Source organism: Arcticibacterium sp. (assembly GCF_055134445.1).
In genome coordinates, this window is sequence record NZ_JBSRVI010000014.1 from 18,628 (window position 1) to 35,584 (window position 16,957).

Below are 16,957 nucleotides of genomic sequence, written 5' to 3' on the forward strand. Positions count from 1 at the left end.
AGATTTGACTAAACCTTCAATAGATATGGAAAAGTAGGTTTCTGTGCATCACACCAACTTTGGGTCATCAATTAAATACAAAGAATAATGCGTCAGAAAAAAGTGTGGTTTATTACCGGAGTCTCTAAAGGTTCAGGCTTTAGTTTAGCTAAAAAGTTATTGGCAGAACGATTTTACCTTGCTGCTACTTCAAGAAAAAAAGCATCGTTAATTAATGCAATAGGTGATAAAGCGGGAAGGTTTCTGCCTTTAGAAATGGATGTGACCAATCATGGAAATGTAAAACTGAACTACGCCAAACGCAATTACGAATGCCAGTTTATCACCCGTAAAATCAGCAATCATGAAATTTTAAGCCATCTATTTTAGCAAATTGATTAAATGTAAAACCAGTCTCTCCCCAGTCAAAATCAGACATGCTTTTAACTGAAAATTAGAAGTAGTGCTCGTTATGACCATTCAGTTTTTTATCCAGATAAGTACTGCTGTCAGATTTTAAAATTATTTCACCCTTCCCAAAGGCGAATTTTAAAATATTTATTATCAACTAAGTACAGCAAGTGTCATACGAATGTCATATCCCTTTTGACTATGTGACGTTTCAAATACAATCTGTAAATTTGAATGTTCTTTAAGTTCAAACTAATGTTGTATCGAATTTTAGAGGAATGATCACCCAACCAGATTTAGGTAAGAAAATTTTAGAATTAAGATTAGCCAAAGGCTTCACGCAGGGAGAACTCGCAGAAAAATGTAATGTGAGTCTAAGAACCATACAGCGAATAGAATCTGCTGAAGTTATGCCCAGAAGCTATACCATAAAACTGATTTTTGAAAGCCTAGATTATGAAATTTACAGTTCGTTTGGCAAGCTTTCTTATAAGCTCGACCACATGGATTATAAACTCAGAAACGGGAAATTCTCCAAAGTTTATACGGCTATTTCGAACTTAAAAAACAACAAAATGAACATCATTTCAAAACTGAGCATCTTACTCTTTTCAATAGCCATACTGCTTTTTGGCATGTCGGAATATGTAAAAGCTAAGAACCTCACAAAGAACAACTCTCCCTTAACAGAAATAAACCCCAATCTTATTGAAAATTTTAACGCAGGAGATTTTGAAGCCATTGGATCCATATTTCTAAATGATGCTATCATGAATCCTACAGGATATCCCGAAATTCATGGCAGAGCTGCTATCATAGAGTATTTTGAAGAGGTGTATGACACAGGGTTTCGCCTTACAAATAACCAATCTAAACAGGTTATCATAGCAGATTCTATTGCCATAGACAGAGGTTCCTGGAAAGGAATTAATCAGGGCGAATTCACTGGAAACTACTTAACGCAGTGGCGACGTATTGACGGAAACTGGTACATAGAAAACCACATGACGCATGAGGACCAATAGGTCGGAAATAGCCTCTAACCCACCTTTATGAGGCGTTTTTAATAAGCACACCATAGCATCTAAAAGAAAGGTAACCTGCGTAATACCACTATAAATTCGTATTACTCAGGACTTTCCATTTTCGAGCCTTTCAAGATTCTTGAAAAAATATTTCCAAATCTCATACAACCTTTTGCACAAAAATTAACTTCACCTAAGTACTTGGTCACACTCACATACTTATTGATAAACCCTTATGATAAAATCCATTACATTCCTTAAATCAGGTTTCGCCATTCTGCTCTTAAGCACTATGATTTCCTGTACAGATAATTGCGAAGTCACTACTACCTCTCGCCGCATGGTTCCTGTTAAATTTACACTGGAGAGCATAAGAGCTAGTGTACGAGTGCTTCCACAAGCAACGCTGATTAATCCAGCCAAAATTTATATTAAAGACAATTTTATTTTTATCAGTGATGCCAAAAGAGGTGTTCACATTATTGACAATGCCAACCCAGCTAACCCTATCAAGCTTTCATTTATAGAAATTCCGGGGGCGGTAGACATGGCGGTAAAAAACAACACACTTTATGTAGACAGTTATATGGACATGGTGGCTTTAGACATCACCGACCCTAAAAATGTAGTAGAAGTGGGACGTCAAAAAAATGTTTTCAAAAGTGGTCTGTATAATGGAATAGCCTGGCAATATGACCCATACAGTAGAACTGTGATAGACTATGAATGGAAAACTGTCACGCAAACTATTAAAACCAATTGTGGTGCTAAATACGGTTCTTGGCCTAATTGGGGTCCTGAATTTTATGATAGTTTCCAGGCCCCCACAGCCTCATCAGGAGCAAATGGTGCAAACTCAGGTGCGGGAGGCTCTATGGCACGTTTTGCCGTTTATGAAGATTACCTTTATACAGTGTCCCAAAACGACATGACGCTCTTCAATATTGAAAATGAGCAAAACCCAGACTCTACCACCACCATAAACCTTGGCTGGGGCATTGAAACCATTTTTCCATATAAAGACAAGCTGTTTATTGGTTCTAATACAGGCATGCATATTTTTGATAACGCCAACCCAATGAGCCCGAAGCGACTCTCTGTATTTGAGCATGCACGTGCCTGCGACCCAGTGGTGGTTGAAAACGACATTGCCTATGTAACCTTAAGAGAAGGCTGGTGTGGTGTAGCCCCAAATCGCCTTGACGTGATTAATGTCGCGAATTTATCGCGTCCCGTGCTTATTAAATCCTACGATATGGAGAATCCTCATGGCCTTGGGATTGACAATGGAAAACTATTTATCTGCGAAGGAACTTTTGGCTTGAAAAGTTTTGATGCAAACAATGTCAATGACATCAAATTACAAGAGCACATCAAAGATGTCAATGCCTTCGACGTCATTCCTTTGCAAGGAAATTTGTTACTAATGGTGGGGAATGACGGTTTATATCAATACGACTATAGCGACCCTAAAAATCTTAAATTATTGAGCAAAATTAGCGTTGAAAAAAATTAAGACTATGAAATTAATAAGCACACTTACCCTCTTAATTGTTGCTGTAAGCCTTTTTGCCTCGCTGGGAGTTTCTGCACAAGAGAAAGAATCGGAATTATTATTTGAGAAGTATCAGTTTGTTAACATCACCGAAATTGGTGGCATGTTTGGCCGAGTTAAGAATTTCTACAATTATTATCCTTATTATAGTTACAGTTCATATTATGCCCCAACGCAGAATACAGAAAACTATGAAGTAAAAAATGTGGCAAATATTACTATACAAACTTTCAATGGCGTTTACCTTAATCCTAAAACGGCTGTTGGTCTCACCACAGGGGTCGACTGGTTCAATAACTCCTTAATAGTTCCTATTCAGTTGGGTTTAAGAAGGCAATTAGTCCAAAAAAAGGAGGGAGGGGCAGCCATTATTGCGGGTTTAGATGCCGGCTACGGTACTACCATTCTTCACGAGGATAATTCTTCTACCAAAACATCAGGAGGCCTCAACATCTCCCCTACTATTGGTTATAAAATTCCGACTAGAAGTGGCTCTGCCTGGGTGTTAAATTTTGGGTACAAACACCAATCCCTTAAAACGGAAAGCACTCAGGAAATAGATGAATATTATTCCAGCGTAGAAACCCGAAACCATAATAGATTGGTCGTGCGGTTTGGGTTTGAGTTTTAGGAGGAAGGCTTCTTCTGTGCAAATTAGGTCTGTTCTCAGGTGTATATAATAGTGTCTCTATGAAAGAGGTAAATTCTATTCTCCTTTTCTTAACGAGGGCAAAAAAGACTGAAATTTACTCTCGTTCAATAGTCGAATGTATAAATTACTCTTATCAGCCGAAGATTAAATAAAAGCTGGAGCAACGTCAGAATACTATTTCATGAGTTCCGCTTTTTCTATAATCGAAAATCCTTTTGACTTGCTAAACTCATATTGTATATAAAGTTTTTCACACAATCCGAAGGGTCAATTCTGGCTAAGTTCAACCTATCAAAGGTCTCTAGGAGAGTCCTTAGCGGAGACTCTGATGAGGGGAAATTTAACTTCTTAATTTCTCTATTTTATCCTTAGCTAAATTAAAGGCTGACTCGATGGTTTCATAATCATAAACGCGAATAGAATTACCAGAATCACATCTTTCAAGAGTTATAAACCATAGAACTTTACCATCGCTAATATTGTAACCTAATTCAAATCCATCCCCCGTTACAAACTTATTTTCCAAATAATCAGGACTTAATAAAAGGTCGTTTTAAGATTCAATTTTTAATGTATTCATCGCTATTAAAATATCTACTAAATCCTGATATTCTATAGATGCCAATTTTGCACCTTTTGTACTTTCGTATGAAATCTCATAAAAATAGCCCACTATACCATCACTTATGATTTTTTTTACTTTTGTATCTGCTTTTCCATAAATAAGGTCTAAACCTGGAAGCACATAATCAATGTACTTAATAGTCACTCCCGTTTTTGAAGTAATATTATACATTTTTGTTTTAGGTTCACATAGACTCTGAGCCGAGATTAGCGAAGATGAAACAACAATTAACGAGAAAATTACAATTAACTTTTTCATCTTTAAATATTTTTTTTCGTCTGTTTCCTATAACAGAAAATCCTTTGATAAATGGCTTCTTACACAAGAAACTACTTATTGAAAGCAAGTTAACACTAAAGTAAATGCATCTTAGTGATTCGGTGCCCCAGAAAGCTTTTCTATTGCAAAATTACATTTTCAGTAAAAGAATTATACGGAAATATTTTAGGCATGACACTTCGTATCAAATTATCATTAACATCAAAAAAACATTGTGCAACACTATCGTTAAATAAATTTAGATCTAGTGGAATTAATGCATTTGGATTGTGATAAATCACAACTCCCTCAGACCAACTTTCTTTGCTTGTTTCATCCACTTTATAACTAGACATGATTGGTTTTGCGGCATTGCTTTCATGATTAAAGTAAGTACCATTTCGAATCAAAATATTATCTTCACTCCCTAATCCTGCTTGTTTACCCATTCGATTAAATTTCGATAAAGTTCCACATGTAGAAAAAATTACTGCACTAACATTCTCTGAATTTGACTCAAAAAAGAAACCACTCGGAATTTTTGTACCGTTAACTTTAGTATAGGGTTCTATTTTTATTGCTTTAACATTTAGATTACCTTTCTCGTTAAAAGAATCTTCATATCTGTAACCATATAAATACTCCAATAAAGCATTGAATGTCCAGGTCATAGACATGGTATCATGAAAATCAGCAATTGCAATTACAAAAGGTATTCCTTTAACATGTTGCTTTTCCCAATACTTCTTTTTCATTTTATCAAATAGTGCACTGGAAAAAAGTAATGGTATCTCATTGCTTAGAAGTTTCTCTATTTCCGCCTCCGTCTGAACTTCAACCTTATTCAATTCTGTTTTCCTGCTTACAATAACGGCCTCAACAGCTATATCATTACCAAATTTTCCAATTAGATAGTCGGGGGCATTATACATTCTCTTAAATGAGAAAAATTGCTCCCTAAAGAAACAGAATAAAAATAATTCCCAAATTCTAGAATCAAATCCGTTTATCGATTGAAACTGCTCAATGAAATTTCCATCAATATCTTTATAGTGATAAGATATTTCCTCTAAAACACTTTTGGCTGAAAGTAATCCAATGTTTTGCTTTAATAATTTAAAATAAGGATGACGTTTTTCTTCGTTATTTAATTCTTTAAATATATCAAAATGATCTGAGCTATTATCATGGTGAACTATTGAATTACTACCCATTTTTTGAGCAATCCATTCTCTTGCATCTTCAATTTCAAGAATGTTCCCTATAACTAATTCCGCTCGATATTGCTTTGATTTGTCTCTTGATAAAATACAGGCATAATAGTCATTATCTATCAAGTCAAGACTTATAACGCCTACCAATCCACCATTTCCATTTGAGTAAAATTCCAATTCTTTCGTATAAAGTAATACAAATGGTTCTCTAGTGAAGAGAGTAAATATTTCAAATAGTCTTTTATTTATTGGAATCGCTGTTTTCATTTTTTTCTTTTCTATTTACCTACACTTTCTCTCCCGCAACCTAACAGTTTTAAACCAACAAAAACACCACCGCTTAATAAATTGATTATTCGGTCATATCGGTGAAGTGCTTAATGACATTTCCTCAAAGTATTTCTGTATCAGGTTGTCCGTTGACATAAATGTTTTTAGGGCTATTTTTCCTTTAGCAGAATCTCCTTTAGAGACCTTTCGACTTAAAAACCTCTATGAAATTGCCCTAAAATGACTGTTCTCGACTGTCGCTCGAACTGACAGAACGGTATGTAATGGACTTAAAATCAACACTATTATTGTCAGTTCGAGCGTAGACGAGAACCTCCTTGCACTTCTTTAAATAACGCTATACTCTATTCCTATTAAGAGAGTCTCCGATAAGGACTCTGATAAATTATCCTTGTAAGACTGTTCTCCCAGTCTGCCAACAGGCAGGGAGTGTCGCTCGAACTGACAGTACGGGTATCTAATGGACTTAAAATCAACACTAATATTGTCAGTTTGAGCGAAGCGGCAGGCGTTCCTGTTGAGCACCTCCTGCTTACTGCGTAAAACCTATTAGTCCTTAAAGCCACTCTTAGAAAATCCATTAATTTTAAATCCTGCTCCCACATTTTCCTTAAATTTAAACACTCAATCATTTCTATAGAAACAACCCATGAAAAACCTATTCATCGCTTTTATAAGCACCTTCTTAATCACCCCTATTATGGCACAGCAAGCAGCAAATTATAATGAAGACAAAGTTCCTGTTTATAAACTCCCTCCTATTTTAGAAGATGGAAAAACAGTGAACGACTGGAAAAACAAAAGACGTGCAGAAACCTTGAGCCTTTTTGAATCTGAAGTTTACGGTAAAACGGACTTAGAAGGTGTTAAAACGAGTTTTAAAGTAACTAATCGAGACAATGAAGCCCTAAACGGAAAAGCGATAAGAAAGGAAATAGTCTGTACTATGGAAAGAAATGGTAAACAACATTCCTTTTCTATTATGCTTTTTACGCCTAAAGCAGTTAGTAATGCTCCCGTTTTTCTTGGTCTGAACTTCTATGGCAATCATACTTTGTCCACCGATTCGGGCATTTCTATTTCAGAAAACTGGATACCAAATAAGGAAGCCTTCTTTATAGAAAACAACAAAGCCACCGAAACCTCTAGGGGCGTGCGTGCCTACAGATGGCCTATTGAAAAAATCATTGACAGAGGTTACGGACTGGCAAATATCTATTGCGGTGACCTAGACCCAGATTTTGATGATGGATTTAAAAATGGATTGCACAGTATCTTAGGAGAAACCACCATGGGCACTATAGGAGCCTGGGCGGTAGGGTTCTCTAAAGCCATGGACTACCTTGAAACGGATAATGATGTAGACGCCAAAAATGTGGCAGTTTTTGGACATTCCAGATTAGGTAAAGCAGCCCTTTGGGCATCTGCCCAAGACCCACGCTTTAAAATGACCATTTCAAACGAATCTGGCTGTGGCGGAGCTGCTCTATCTAAACGTGAATATGGTGAAAGAGTAGAAGTAATAAACACCAGTTTTCCGCATTGGTTTACTGCTAAATTTAAAAACTATAACAGCAATGAATCCGCTTTACCTATTGACCAACATCAGTTATTAGCTTTAATTGCACCTAGATCATTATACGTAGCAACGGCGGAAGGTGACCAGTGGAGTGACCCACTAGGACAATATTTGAGTTTATACGAGGCATCTAAGCTTTACCAAGCCTATGGTTTTGATAAACTTTCTGAAACTCCACCTGCCATAAACGAAACCAGACAAAAAGGGCCGCTGGGCTATCATGAAAGAAGTGGCAAACACGAAGTAATGCCAGAAGATTGGGCTAATTATTTAGATTTTGCTGATAAGCATTTGAAGTAGAAAGGACTTATTTAAGTAGTCTAGCGTCGAAATGAAACTCCCTACGGTCTAAAATTTTCACTAAATGAAAATCTTTATGAGCACAATTTAGAATATAATTGTTTGCTGTTTCTATGATGCTACTAGGCACTTTCAAAGCCATTGTATTTCCTTCATCAATCCACTTTTGACCAATTTCCGTCAAAACGGTTGGAGCGGGAAATTGTTTCCAGTTTGATGGTAGGTTTTTAATTCTTAACTCTGAAATTGAATTGTCAGGAATTTCGATGGTTAGGAGGTCTAGTTTTGGAGTCATTCCAGCCGGAATGTGAACTATGTTTTCTAATAAGGCTATACTTTCACTTTCTCCCGTGTATAAAACAGGCGTACCCTTTTTATTCCACCTGCCAGGATAAAGTGCAGCTCCTGTTCCACTTATGTCAGTCGCTCTTTTACGCTTTACAATACGATATACTATCATAAAACCTAGCTGTAAACACCATATTCTATTCTTCCCAAAAGGTCACGAACTTTAGAAATACCACCAGGTATATCCAGAAGTCCTCTAGGTTCTAAGCCACCAAAAGCAGCATTTGGAAGTTCTAGCCATTTGAAAAAGTTTTCTTTACTCTCAAACACCTCGGCTCCGAAAAGGAATAAATCTGTCAATTCGAAAAGCTGAATAGCATAATTTCTATCAAGCTTTTTACTATCTCGAATCCATCTATAAACAGTTGGCTCAGATACATTTAAAAGCTCTGCAGCATAGCCTCTTGGTATAGAGAAATGCTTTCTAAAATTACTAATAACATGGGCGTCAATTCCTTTAGAAGCAATACTTATAAAGTCAAATGAGCTTTCAATGGTAGCGTTAATGTACTTCTTACCTAGAATTTCCAAAAGCTCGTCATAGTGACCTGTAGTTGTTTTATTTGGCTCCTCAATGAGTAACATTTGATAATATAATTTATTATATGAACGAATATAGGTAAAGCTTGGTACATAATTTCAATCGCATCTTGTTTTTTTTTGCACTAAATGAGCTTATGGCAAACGCAGTACGCATTACAAACATACACTACCTCTATTCTTTACCGCATCCCCTCCCTTTTTATACTATATTTGCATAGCAAAGACGCACGGGGTGCCTGGCAATTGCCAAGCTGAGATAATACCCGAAACCTGATATGGATAATGCCAACGGAGGGATGCAAGCTTAAAATATTACATTTTATGCTCCACTGTTTTGGTATACCCCATTAAGTGGAGTTTTTGTTTTTAAACAAGTTATAAAATGGAAATAGAAAAAAGACAATCAGTACTTATTCCGCAGCAAGACCAAAACTGGCAAAACCGACCTGAGTGGTTTTTTAACAGAGAACATACCGACACCTACGAGCAGTGGTATGAAGGCCGTTACAAACGTGCCGAAGTTTGGCAAAAGAAAATCATGGAACAGCTAGTTTCTAAAGACAAGCGAGTAAAAACATTGCTAGAATTTGGCTGTGGAACCGCACGTTTTACCAGATGGTGGAAAAACATAGGAATTGAAGCCACCGGAGGAGATATTTCCCCACTGATGCTTTCTCAAGCGGTTGATTTGTTTGACGGAGACTTGGTGATGGCAGATTCGCATCACATGCCTTTCAAAGACAATACCTTTGACTCGCTAGCTTTCATTACCACTTTTGAATATTACAAAGACCCTGTAAAAGTGATTAGAGAAGCGGCTCGTGTGGCTAAATGCGGCATAGCCATGGGCATGATGAACAGAAACTCTACCAAAGTGGTACGTAGAAGAGTACAGGAGGTTTTCGGATTGAATCCCTTTTATTTGACCGCCACTTTTTACACGCCCGCCATGCTGACCAAAATCATAGATGAAGCTCTAAAAGGCAGAGATTATTCCATAGAATGGACTTGTACTGGGTTGCCAAATTGGTTTCCAGTACAGCAGTGGAATTTACCACTGGGCGATTTTTTCGGCCTATACGTTAAACTAAACGACTAAGAAAATGAGTGAGAAATTAGGCAAAATTGACAGCCATATTTTCGAACAGTTTATCAGTCAAAAATGTGGTTCTAAAAGAGACGAAGTCGCTGTGGGTCCACAGTTTGGGGTAGATGTTTCGCTGGTAGACTTACCTGCCGGCATGGCGATGGCCATGACCAGCGACCCACTTTCGCTTATTCCGAGCTTGGGTTTGGAGGAATCAGCCTGGCTATCGGTACAACTCATGGCAAACGACATGGCCACCACGGGCTTTGCTCCTATGTATGGTCAGTTTATCTTAAATCTCCCTTCCACTTTCTCTAAGGCCGATTTTCAGATTTACTGGGATTATGTGCATGGCTTTTGTTCCAAAATCGGTATTGCCATAACGGGCGGGCACACAGGTTTTATAGAAGGACAAAACTCTACCATAGCAGGTGGCGGCACGTTTATAAGCGTAGCTCCAAAGGAGCAAATGCTAGTTTCTAAATATGCCAAAGCGGGAGACGCTATTTTGGTGACCAAAACTTGTGCTATTTCATCTGCAGCCATACTGGCAATGTGTTTTCCAGAAACGGTCAAAAACAAGCTAGGGATCGAAATACAGCAAGAAGCCTGTGCAACTTTTTATCATACCTCTTCCTTAGAAGATGCTCTTACTGCCGTTGGCAAGAATCATGAGCATAAAGACATCACCGCCATGCATGATGTAACCGAAGGCGGTGTATTGGGAGCCATTTATGAACTGGCTACCGCCTCAAATAATGGTGCCAAAATCTATAATGAGAAGTTGCCAATAGGTGCTATTCAAAAGGAAGTTTGTCAATTATTTGAACTAGACCCAAGAAACTGCATAGGTGCTGGTGCTATGATAATTACCTGCAAAAAAGAAGCTGTGCAGGATGTAATCAATCGTTTGGCTGTAGCCAATATCAACTGCACAGAAGTAGGAAAACTGGTAGAAAAACAAGAAGGCATCAAAATCATAGAAAATGAAAAAACATCTGATGTGATCTACCTAGAAGATGACCCTTACTGGGCGGCATTTTTCAAAGCCATAAATACAGGATGGAAATGATGAATAGCAATGCTGGTATATACTTGGTGCTAGACCCCTCTATGGACGAAGAGCTGCTATTGCACAAATTAAGCTTGTGCTTAAAAGAGAAACTGGCTGCCGTACAGATTTGGGATAATTTTAACGCAGAGCAAAACATTCCAGACTTGGTTCAAAAAGTGTGCGAACGCTGTCAGCCTAAAGGTGTGCGAGTGTTTATCAATAACCGGTGGAATTTGCTTTCAAACACAGATGTAGATGGCGTTCATTTTGATGAAATACCAGAGAATTATAGCGTAATAAAGACGAAAGTAAACAAGCCTTTTTTAAGCGGATTGACTTGTAATAATGATTTGGAATGGATTCGGTGGGCAAATGAAAATAAACTGGATTATATCTCCTTTTGCTCCATTTTTCCATCTACCACGGCTAATAGCTGCGATTTGGTGGATTTTAAAACCATTCAGCAGGCTTCCGAAATCTTTTCAAAAGCCATATTCCTGGCTGGTGGCATAAAGCCAGAAAACATAGAGAAATTGAGCTCTTTAAAATACAATGGCGTAGCGGTAGTATCGGGCGTAATGAGCTCCGATACACCAGACCTAGCCATAAAACAATATCAAGAAAAATTAAACAGAAAGTAAAATGAGACCGGAAACTATAAAGAAATTATGCTGCCCTTTTGATAAGGCAGACCTTACTTTAACAGAAATCACAAAGGACTTGGACGAAAACGTATTGGAAGGATTCTTTGTGTGCAATAGCTGCAAACGCCTCTACCCCATCATAAAAGGAATCCCCATCATGAGCCCAGACGAATACAGAGAATTCAAACTAGAACAACCGGTATTAGAAAGATGGTCAAAAGAACTAAAAGGTCAATCTTTTGAAAATTTTAGGTTGGTTAGTGGGGAGGGGTAAGATGAAAGACTGTTCTCCCAGTCTGCCCACAGGCAGGGACTGTCTCGAACTGACAGTAACAGATGAAAATCATTACACGAGAGTTGTCAGTTCGATCGAAGACCTAAATTGAACTTCTAAGCGTCATCAGCTATTTCCTAAAAAAACTGTTTGATATCATATAGAGCCATTTATGTAACAAAAAGTACGATCAAATTGGCCTGCAGATTCTACTTTTGGTAATCATCAAAACTAGGAAATGAAAAAACGAATTATAATAATAGGTGGCCTTTCGGCTGGCCCATCTGCCGCTGCCAAAGCAAGACGAGAAGACGAAAATGCTGAGATTATACTTTTCGAAAAAACAGCGAACATAAGTTACGCTACCTGTGGCATTCCTTATGCCCTTTCTGGTCAAATAAAAGACAGAGAAAAGTTGATGGTGGTAAAGCCAGATTTACTAAGAACAAGATTCAATGTAGATTTAAGACTAAATGAGGCCGTTACCTATATAGATACCGAAAAGCAGGAAGTTCACACGCTAAAAGGTAGTTACCCTTATGATAAGCTAGTTTATGCCACCGGCGGTTCTCCGCTAATTCCACCTATTAAAAACCTAGATACCTGTGATTTATGGTCTACCTGTAAAACCATTGAAGACTTTGATAAAATCATCATAGATGAAGTACTTTCTAATAAGGAATCTATTGCCATTATTGGAGCAGGTTTGATTGGTCTTGAGGCCGCAGAAAACCTCAAAATGGCAGGTAAAACAGTTCATATTATTGAGTTAGGAGAAAACGTACTGCCTATTTTAAGTGATACTTATGCTACTTTAATAAAGAACACACTGCTTCAAAACGACATCCATTTACACCTTAACACTTCCGCTATAGAGCTAAACCTTAATGATTCAGAACTTATCCTAAGTAATGGTAAAAAACTCAAGACAGATTATTTGATTATCGGAATTGGCGTAAGGCCAAATACCGCTCTCTTACCTTCTGCCAATAAGCTTAAAAACGGAGCATTAATCGTCAATGAAAAGATGGAAACATCTATACCGAATGTATATGCAGCGGGAGACTGTGCCGCAATCAAAAATCTAATTACAAATGAGACTGGCTTTTTCCCTATGGGAACCCACTCTAACAAAGGTGGTAGAGCTGCAGGAGCACAAGTTAGCGGTAAAAGTGGCATCACTTTTAATGGTGCCTATGGTACTGCAATTGTCAAGTTATTTGATATAACAGTTGCCAGAACCGGTATGGTGCCTACCAAAGCCCTTGCTAACAATTTTCCTTACAAAACCTCCACCGTGATAGTAGGAAATACACCTGGCTTTTATCCAAACCCTTCAGACGTTTTTCTTACTATTTATTATGAACCCAAAACGCTAGTGATTGTGGGTGCTGAAGCCTTTGGTAAAAAAGGTATTGATAAACGAATAGATGTTTTAGCCACCGCTATATATGCCAAGCTGACCTTGAAAGACATGCAAAATTTAGATTTGGCATATGCTCCACCGTTTTCTCCTGCTAAAGACCCCGTGATAGTAGCAGGCTATGCTGCCGAAAATGAGATTACTGGTGGCTTCAAGACCGTTTCTGCTATGGATTTAATGACAGCATATAATAAAGAAAGTGACCTTTTGATTGACGTCAGAAATCCTAACGAAATTAAGAATGCAGGCGGTATTCCAACTGCCCTGAATATCCCATTGGATTCGTTAAGAACTAGAATTAATGAAATCCCTAAGGATAAAAAGATTTATATATACTGTGCCAAAGGAACCAGAGGGTATTTGGCTTCCAAAATCTTAGTCAATAAGAACTATAAAAAAGTGCATAATTTGATGGGCGGTTTTACGCTTTGGAATGCACTGGGGCTAGAAACAGAAAACAGCTAAAGCCCATGCTGATTACCTAATTCCAGTATCAATATTCAGCTCAATAACTTTCTTGTCATACGAACTAATGACAAAGGCCTCAATATCTGCATTTACAGTTGTTGTTTGATTGCTAACTTTGATGTTATAATTCCCCTGGGGCAATTCTTTAACGACTACTGCAGGATATGTTAGTTTGGCAGAGAAAACTTCGGACCCGTCTTTTTCCGCTAATATCTTTAGGGTATAAGCCCCATAGATTTCGTTCAGTTTTGCCACACTATAACCACAGGGTGTTTGATCGTCCACATTGGCCACCGGACACAAAGGCCCTATGGTAGCTTTTATTTCTACTTCAGCCATAGGGGCTGGCTCTTCCGAGGCACAAGATATTATGACAGCTAGTGGGAAAAGTAATATATTTAAGTATTTCATAATCTTATCGTTTTTATTAAGACGCTAAAACTCGCTAAATGGTTGTATATCAGGCAGTATTAATATGGACATCCTATAATTTTTGCTTCAAATACCGCTCCATTGCTTGTAGAAACACTTGTTGTAGGTGTTGCTAATAAGGTAATTGATTTACCTGCCTTATATGTTTTATTGCCAGAAATACTGATATTTTGACTGGTGATGTTCTCAACTGCTTCAAATGGAGGAGTAGTCGCCGAACCGATGGCAAGGTCTTTTCCAATAATAGCTATATTAGTAGTATTGGTGCTGGTCACTATTGGATTACTAGAGGTAATCCTCAATTTATACCCAGTACCACCCAAAACGCTCATGGGAACATTTGTGATAAGGATGCCTGCTGTAGTACCGCTTAATGTCCCTACGTTTACCGGAGAAGAAAAAGAACCTGAAGTATTTGATAATTGTGCCGTGAAGGAATTCCCTATATTATATGTACCTGTTACTGCAAAATTCATATTATAGTTCTTTTGGGTACATAATGTGTCGTTGGCTATGGCGTTAATAGTAATGCTATTCGGTAATGTCACATTTACTCTTGCCCAGTAAGTTGCCCATCGATCATGAGTTCCATTATTTGTTTCAGAATACTCTCCGATAGACCAAAAATCAAGACCATTAGAAGGGTCTACCATCGTCATGGAATAATCTCCCCAGCGGTTACTGCTTCCGCTATATGTTTTATAGTAATGCTCCAAACCTTCTTTAAAAAGATAAACATCACTAAAATTAGGTGAACCATTCATACGCAAAGCATAGGATGCCCCTGGATATTTTGTAGGAGAAAAATGTGCAAAATTTAGCAGTACATCCTCATTGTCGTTGACAGCAATACTAGGAAACGCAAAACTATTGGTGGGTACATTATACCCCCCCATACTTGTGGTATTAATATCAATGACCTTTCCCCATTCGTTGATGGCGGAAGTGATAGGATTAATACTGAGCCATTGTACTGCTCCCCGATAAGTAGCCGCTGCAACACGCGTGCCTGTAGAAGAAAGAAAGGCAGGGTGGACAGCCCAAAGTTTGCCGTTTTTTAGTATGACATTGGACATTCGATGATCATTATAATTAACACCAAGATATCGCGAGGTCATGTCTTTCTGAGGGGCTTCATTATAATAATAGGAGCTAAAAAGCCACGCATTTGCTCCCCCAACAGAAGGAAATCCCACGTCTGACAATACAGGTGCGGAAGGTGGAACACCCGTTATTTTTAATAATTTGTAAGTACCTAAAGTGTTATCCCAATTTGTCAATAAAGGAATATAATTTGTGGAATTATCATCAACCACAGCCGGAGAAACGGTAAAGCCTGATGAGCTTCCAGCAAAACTTATTTCGGTCGGTGTAGTTGCTGTCCCATTCAGGATATCAGTTTTTTTTAGAACAAATAACTTTGTTTTAGAAAATGCCCCATTGACCAGAAACATGTTTCCAGAAATCACCAACCAATCTTTATTGTACCCTACCGAGGGAAAGTCAAACCATATATCCGTTTCACCAATATTGGTTTTGAAACGATATTGATTCCACGCCCCGGTTGGATCGCTTGTTTGTGATACTGCCAAAAGAATATTGGATCTTGCTTCATTAGCCCCGTCTAAATCTATGAAGTAGAATCGATTAGTATAACGATCGTATAAGATTTTTGGATCATAGATACTTGTTGTTTCTTCTACCGTAAAAAAGGTGTTGTCATTTATAAAAGTGGCATTTCCTCCCGTTTTGTTCTGAATCATAATCCCATTATTTAGGGTCGTCATCACGTGATTGGGACCCACCGCTCCTGCTACATCAGGAGGAATGGTAGATATATTATCAATGATAGCGGTGAATCCTAAAAAAGGAGCTGGTGGTGGTGCATAGGCACCGTTTGGTTCCATGAGGTCTGCATCTCCTACGCCACTAATTTTCGGTTTAGCCGTTGTTTCGTTGGCCGAAATCCCAAATGGCATCGGATTGGGCGGTATAAAAAGTTGTTCTTTAGGTGTTTTATATTCAATAGAAACACGGGGAGGATTAGCTTGATACTCTGCCAACTGATCCATAAAATTCATCGCCACCGGCTTGACAGTCTGTATGGTTTTTGAGTTATAAACTTCTTGGGAATAACCATGAAAAGAAATAAAAGATAGCAGCAAAAAAAGTATCGAATTACCATTCTTAAAGACGCTTAAACTCATTATAATGAAATAGATTTTTTTCATATATATTAGTATATTTTTAGATATTATACTCAGGGTCAAATCATTATATAAAGCTACTTTTTCCTATGATTCCTTACAAATATTTTTATTCTACGGCAGAAATAAGCACACTTCGAGACTACTAATCAGACAATTACATCCATATTTCTTGATGCTCAATGAACTACTTTCTTGGAACCGTATTGGTAGCGAACAAAAGGACGTATTACACCACCTTTAGGTTAAATATCTGGGGGATTAGCTCATCTAAAATATTGGTAAAATGAGTGGCTAAAAAGAAGCCCCTCAGGGGCAAATATGAATAGAAGATTTCTGAAATGTGTGTTTACCACCCTGAATGGGGTGGCATAATTATTTGCAAATGGATTAACGGAACCCTCTGGGTCTATTGCGGCGAGCATCAAATTCATTTCAAGATTCAAGCTAACTAAGCTATCCGATTTCTTTCTAATGAAAATATAAGCCTGCAGTCTTACGGTATTAGCTATTATTCTGCGACCAAGAATATTCCAAAACATATTGAAATATTCAACCATGGGAACAAAATCATACTTTCCAGCTGCT

General features: G+C 37.9%; 18 protein-coding genes and 1 riboswitch. Of the genes, 10 read left to right on the forward strand and 8 right to left on the reverse strand.

All coding sequences use genetic code 11. The annotated features are described in order from the left end of the window. Nucleotides 1–87 precede the first annotated feature (87 nt). The 4 genes from ACTBZY_RS01430 (at nucleotide 88) to ACTBZY_RS01445 (ending at nucleotide 3,601) form a co-directional block, all read left to right on the forward strand. The gene (locus tag ACTBZY_RS01430) at nucleotides 88–369 is read left to right on the forward strand and encodes a hypothetical protein (protein WP_463044538.1); all 282 of its coding nucleotides are present in this window, start codon (nucleotides 88–90) and stop codon (nucleotides 367–369) included. 299 nt (nucleotides 370–668) lie between these two features. Then, nucleotides 669–1,415 (forward strand): helix-turn-helix domain-containing protein, encoded by a 747-nt coding sequence (locus ACTBZY_RS01435; protein WP_463044539.1) that lies wholly within the window; start codon nucleotides 669–671, stop codon nucleotides 1,413–1,415. A gap of 235 nt (nucleotides 1,416–1,650) precedes the next feature. Then, nucleotides 1,651–2,931, forward strand: coding sequence for an LVIVD repeat-containing protein (locus tag ACTBZY_RS01440; protein WP_463044540.1), 1,281 nt, complete (start codon nucleotides 1,651–1,653; stop codon nucleotides 2,929–2,931). A gap of 4 nt (nucleotides 2,932–2,935) precedes the next feature. Then, nucleotides 2,936–3,601, forward strand: a complete 666-nt coding sequence (locus ACTBZY_RS01445; RefSeq protein WP_463044541.1) for a hypothetical protein — start codon at nucleotides 2,936–2,938, stop codon at nucleotides 3,599–3,601. Between the two features lie 361 nt (nucleotides 3,602–3,962). Here the strand turns inward: ACTBZY_RS01445 and ACTBZY_RS01450 are convergent, their stop codons facing one another. The 3 genes from ACTBZY_RS01450 to ACTBZY_RS01460 form a co-directional block, all read right to left on the reverse strand. After that, nucleotides 3,963–4,148 (reverse strand): hypothetical protein, encoded by a 186-nt coding sequence (locus tag ACTBZY_RS01450; protein ID WP_463044542.1) that lies wholly within the window; start codon nucleotides 4,146–4,148, stop codon nucleotides 3,963–3,965. A gap of 27 nt (nucleotides 4,149–4,175) precedes the next feature. Beyond that, nucleotides 4,176–4,418, reverse strand: coding sequence for a hypothetical protein (locus tag ACTBZY_RS01455; RefSeq protein WP_463044543.1), 243 nt, complete (start codon nucleotides 4,416–4,418; stop codon nucleotides 4,176–4,178). Between the two features lie 227 nt (nucleotides 4,419–4,645). Next, a complete protein-coding gene (locus tag ACTBZY_RS01460) occupies nucleotides 4,646–5,986 on the reverse strand; it encodes a glycosaminoglycan attachment site (protein ID WP_463044544.1) in 1,341 nt (446 codons plus the stop codon). Between the two features lie 673 nt (nucleotides 5,987–6,659). On the opposite strand from ACTBZY_RS01460, the gene ACTBZY_RS01465 reads away from it, so the two are divergent. Next, nucleotides 6,660–7,889 (forward strand): alpha/beta hydrolase family protein, encoded by a 1,230-nt coding sequence (locus ACTBZY_RS01465; protein WP_463044545.1) that lies wholly within the window; start codon nucleotides 6,660–6,662, stop codon nucleotides 7,887–7,889. Nucleotides 7,890–7,896: 7 nt separating this feature from the next. Here ACTBZY_RS01465 and ACTBZY_RS01470 read toward each other — a convergent pair whose 3' ends face one another. Next, entirely contained in the window at nucleotides 7,897–8,349 is a 453-nt protein-coding gene (locus tag ACTBZY_RS01470; RefSeq protein WP_463044546.1) for an RES family NAD+ phosphorylase, read from the reverse strand. Nucleotides 8,350–8,354: 5 nt separating this feature from the next. After that, the gene (gene parS / locus ACTBZY_RS01475) at nucleotides 8,355–8,822 is read right to left on the reverse strand and encodes a type II RES/Xre toxin-antitoxin system antitoxin (protein WP_463044547.1); all 468 of its coding nucleotides are present in this window, start codon (nucleotides 8,820–8,822) and stop codon (nucleotides 8,355–8,357) included. A 176-nt stretch (nucleotides 8,823–8,998) separates the two neighbouring features. Beyond that, a riboswitch (TPP riboswitch) is annotated at nucleotides 8,999–9,094 on the forward strand. A gap of 68 nt (nucleotides 9,095–9,162) precedes the next feature. Between parS and ACTBZY_RS01480 the strand changes: the two genes are divergently transcribed. The 5 genes from ACTBZY_RS01480 (at nucleotide 9,163) to ACTBZY_RS01500 (ending at nucleotide 13,727) form a co-directional block, all read left to right on the forward strand. Further along, nucleotides 9,163–9,879 (forward strand): class I SAM-dependent methyltransferase, encoded by a 717-nt coding sequence (locus tag ACTBZY_RS01480; RefSeq protein ID WP_463044548.1) that lies wholly within the window; start codon nucleotides 9,163–9,165, stop codon nucleotides 9,877–9,879. Nucleotides 9,880–9,883: 4 nt separating this feature from the next. Beyond that, a complete protein-coding gene (locus tag ACTBZY_RS01485; protein ID WP_463044549.1) occupies nucleotides 9,884–10,939 on the forward strand; it encodes an AIR synthase family protein in 1,056 nt (351 codons plus the stop codon). Further along, nucleotides 10,936–11,562 (forward strand): thiamine phosphate synthase, encoded by a 627-nt coding sequence (locus ACTBZY_RS01490; protein ID WP_463044550.1) that lies wholly within the window; start codon nucleotides 10,936–10,938, stop codon nucleotides 11,560–11,562. Before ACTBZY_RS01485 ends, ACTBZY_RS01490 begins: the two co-directional genes overlap by 4 nt. Nucleotide 11,563: 1 nt before the next feature. After that, on the forward strand, nucleotides 11,564–11,839 hold the full coding sequence (locus ACTBZY_RS01495) for a Trm112 family protein (RefSeq protein WP_463044551.1): 276 nt from the start codon (nucleotides 11,564–11,566) through the stop codon (nucleotides 11,837–11,839). A gap of 238 nt (nucleotides 11,840–12,077) precedes the next feature. Then, a complete protein-coding gene (locus ACTBZY_RS01500) occupies nucleotides 12,078–13,727 on the forward strand; it encodes an FAD-dependent oxidoreductase (protein ID WP_463044552.1) in 1,650 nt (549 codons plus the stop codon). Nucleotides 13,728–13,739: 12 nt separating this feature from the next. Here ACTBZY_RS01500 and ACTBZY_RS01505 read toward each other — a convergent pair whose 3' ends face one another. From ACTBZY_RS01505 to ACTBZY_RS01515, 3 genes are all read right to left on the reverse strand, one after another. Continuing rightward, nucleotides 13,740–14,141, reverse strand: coding sequence for a hypothetical protein (locus ACTBZY_RS01505; protein ID WP_463044553.1), 402 nt, complete (start codon nucleotides 14,139–14,141; stop codon nucleotides 13,740–13,742). Between the two features lie 59 nt (nucleotides 14,142–14,200). Beyond that, nucleotides 14,201–16,393, reverse strand: coding sequence for a hypothetical protein (locus ACTBZY_RS01510; protein ID WP_463044554.1), 2,193 nt, complete (start codon nucleotides 16,391–16,393; stop codon nucleotides 14,201–14,203). Between the two features lie 242 nt (nucleotides 16,394–16,635). Beyond that, nucleotides 16,636–16,957: hypothetical protein (locus ACTBZY_RS01515; protein ID WP_463044555.1), on the reverse strand; the 322-nt coding region annotated here is incomplete at its 5' end.

Bases quoted from the DNA above. Each gene is read 5' to 3' on its own strand.
- ACTBZY_RS01500 (WP_463044552.1), top strand. From the start codon at position 12,078: ATGAAAAAACGAATTATAATAATAGGTGGCCTTTCGGCTGGCCCATCT.
- ACTBZY_RS01470 (WP_463044546.1), bottom strand. From the start codon at position 8,349: ATGATAGTATATCGTATTGTAAAGCGTAAAAGAGCGACTGACATAAGT.
- ACTBZY_RS01440 (WP_463044540.1), top strand. From the start codon at position 1,651: ATGATAAAATCCATTACATTCCTTAAATCAGGTTTCGCCATTCTGCTC.
- ACTBZY_RS01460 (WP_463044544.1), bottom strand. From the start codon at position 5,986: ATGAAAACAGCGATTCCAATAAATAAAAGACTATTTGAAATATTTACT.
- ACTBZY_RS01505 (WP_463044553.1), bottom strand. From the start codon at position 14,141: ATGAAATACTTAAATATATTACTTTTCCCACTAGCTGTCATAATATCT.
- ACTBZY_RS01445 (WP_463044541.1), top strand. From the start codon at position 2,936: ATGAAATTAATAAGCACACTTACCCTCTTAATTGTTGCTGTAAGCCTT.
- ACTBZY_RS01465 (WP_463044545.1), top strand. From the start codon at position 6,660: ATGAAAAACCTATTCATCGCTTTTATAAGCACCTTCTTAATCACCCCT.
- ACTBZY_RS01490 (WP_463044550.1), top strand. From the start codon at position 10,936: ATGATGAATAGCAATGCTGGTATATACTTGGTGCTAGACCCCTCTATG.
- parS (WP_463044547.1), bottom strand. From the start codon at position 8,822: ATGTTACTCATTGAGGAGCCAAATAAAACAACTACAGGTCACTATGAC.
- ACTBZY_RS01510 (WP_463044554.1), bottom strand. From the start codon at position 16,393: ATGAAAAAAATCTATTTCATTATAATGAGTTTAAGCGTCTTTAAGAAT.
- ACTBZY_RS01455 (WP_463044543.1), bottom strand. From the start codon at position 4,418: ATGTATAATATTACTTCAAAAACGGGAGTGACTATTAAGTACATTGAT.
- ACTBZY_RS01430 (WP_463044538.1), top strand. From the start codon at position 88: ATGCGTCAGAAAAAAGTGTGGTTTATTACCGGAGTCTCTAAAGGTTCA.
- ACTBZY_RS01480 (WP_463044548.1), top strand. From the start codon at position 9,163: ATGGAAATAGAAAAAAGACAATCAGTACTTATTCCGCAGCAAGACCAA.
- ACTBZY_RS01495 (WP_463044551.1), top strand. From the start codon at position 11,564: ATGAGACCGGAAACTATAAAGAAATTATGCTGCCCTTTTGATAAGGCA.
- ACTBZY_RS01435 (WP_463044539.1), top strand. From the start codon at position 669: ATGATCACCCAACCAGATTTAGGTAAGAAAATTTTAGAATTAAGATTA.
- ACTBZY_RS01485 (WP_463044549.1), top strand. From the start codon at position 9,884: ATGAGTGAGAAATTAGGCAAAATTGACAGCCATATTTTCGAACAGTTT.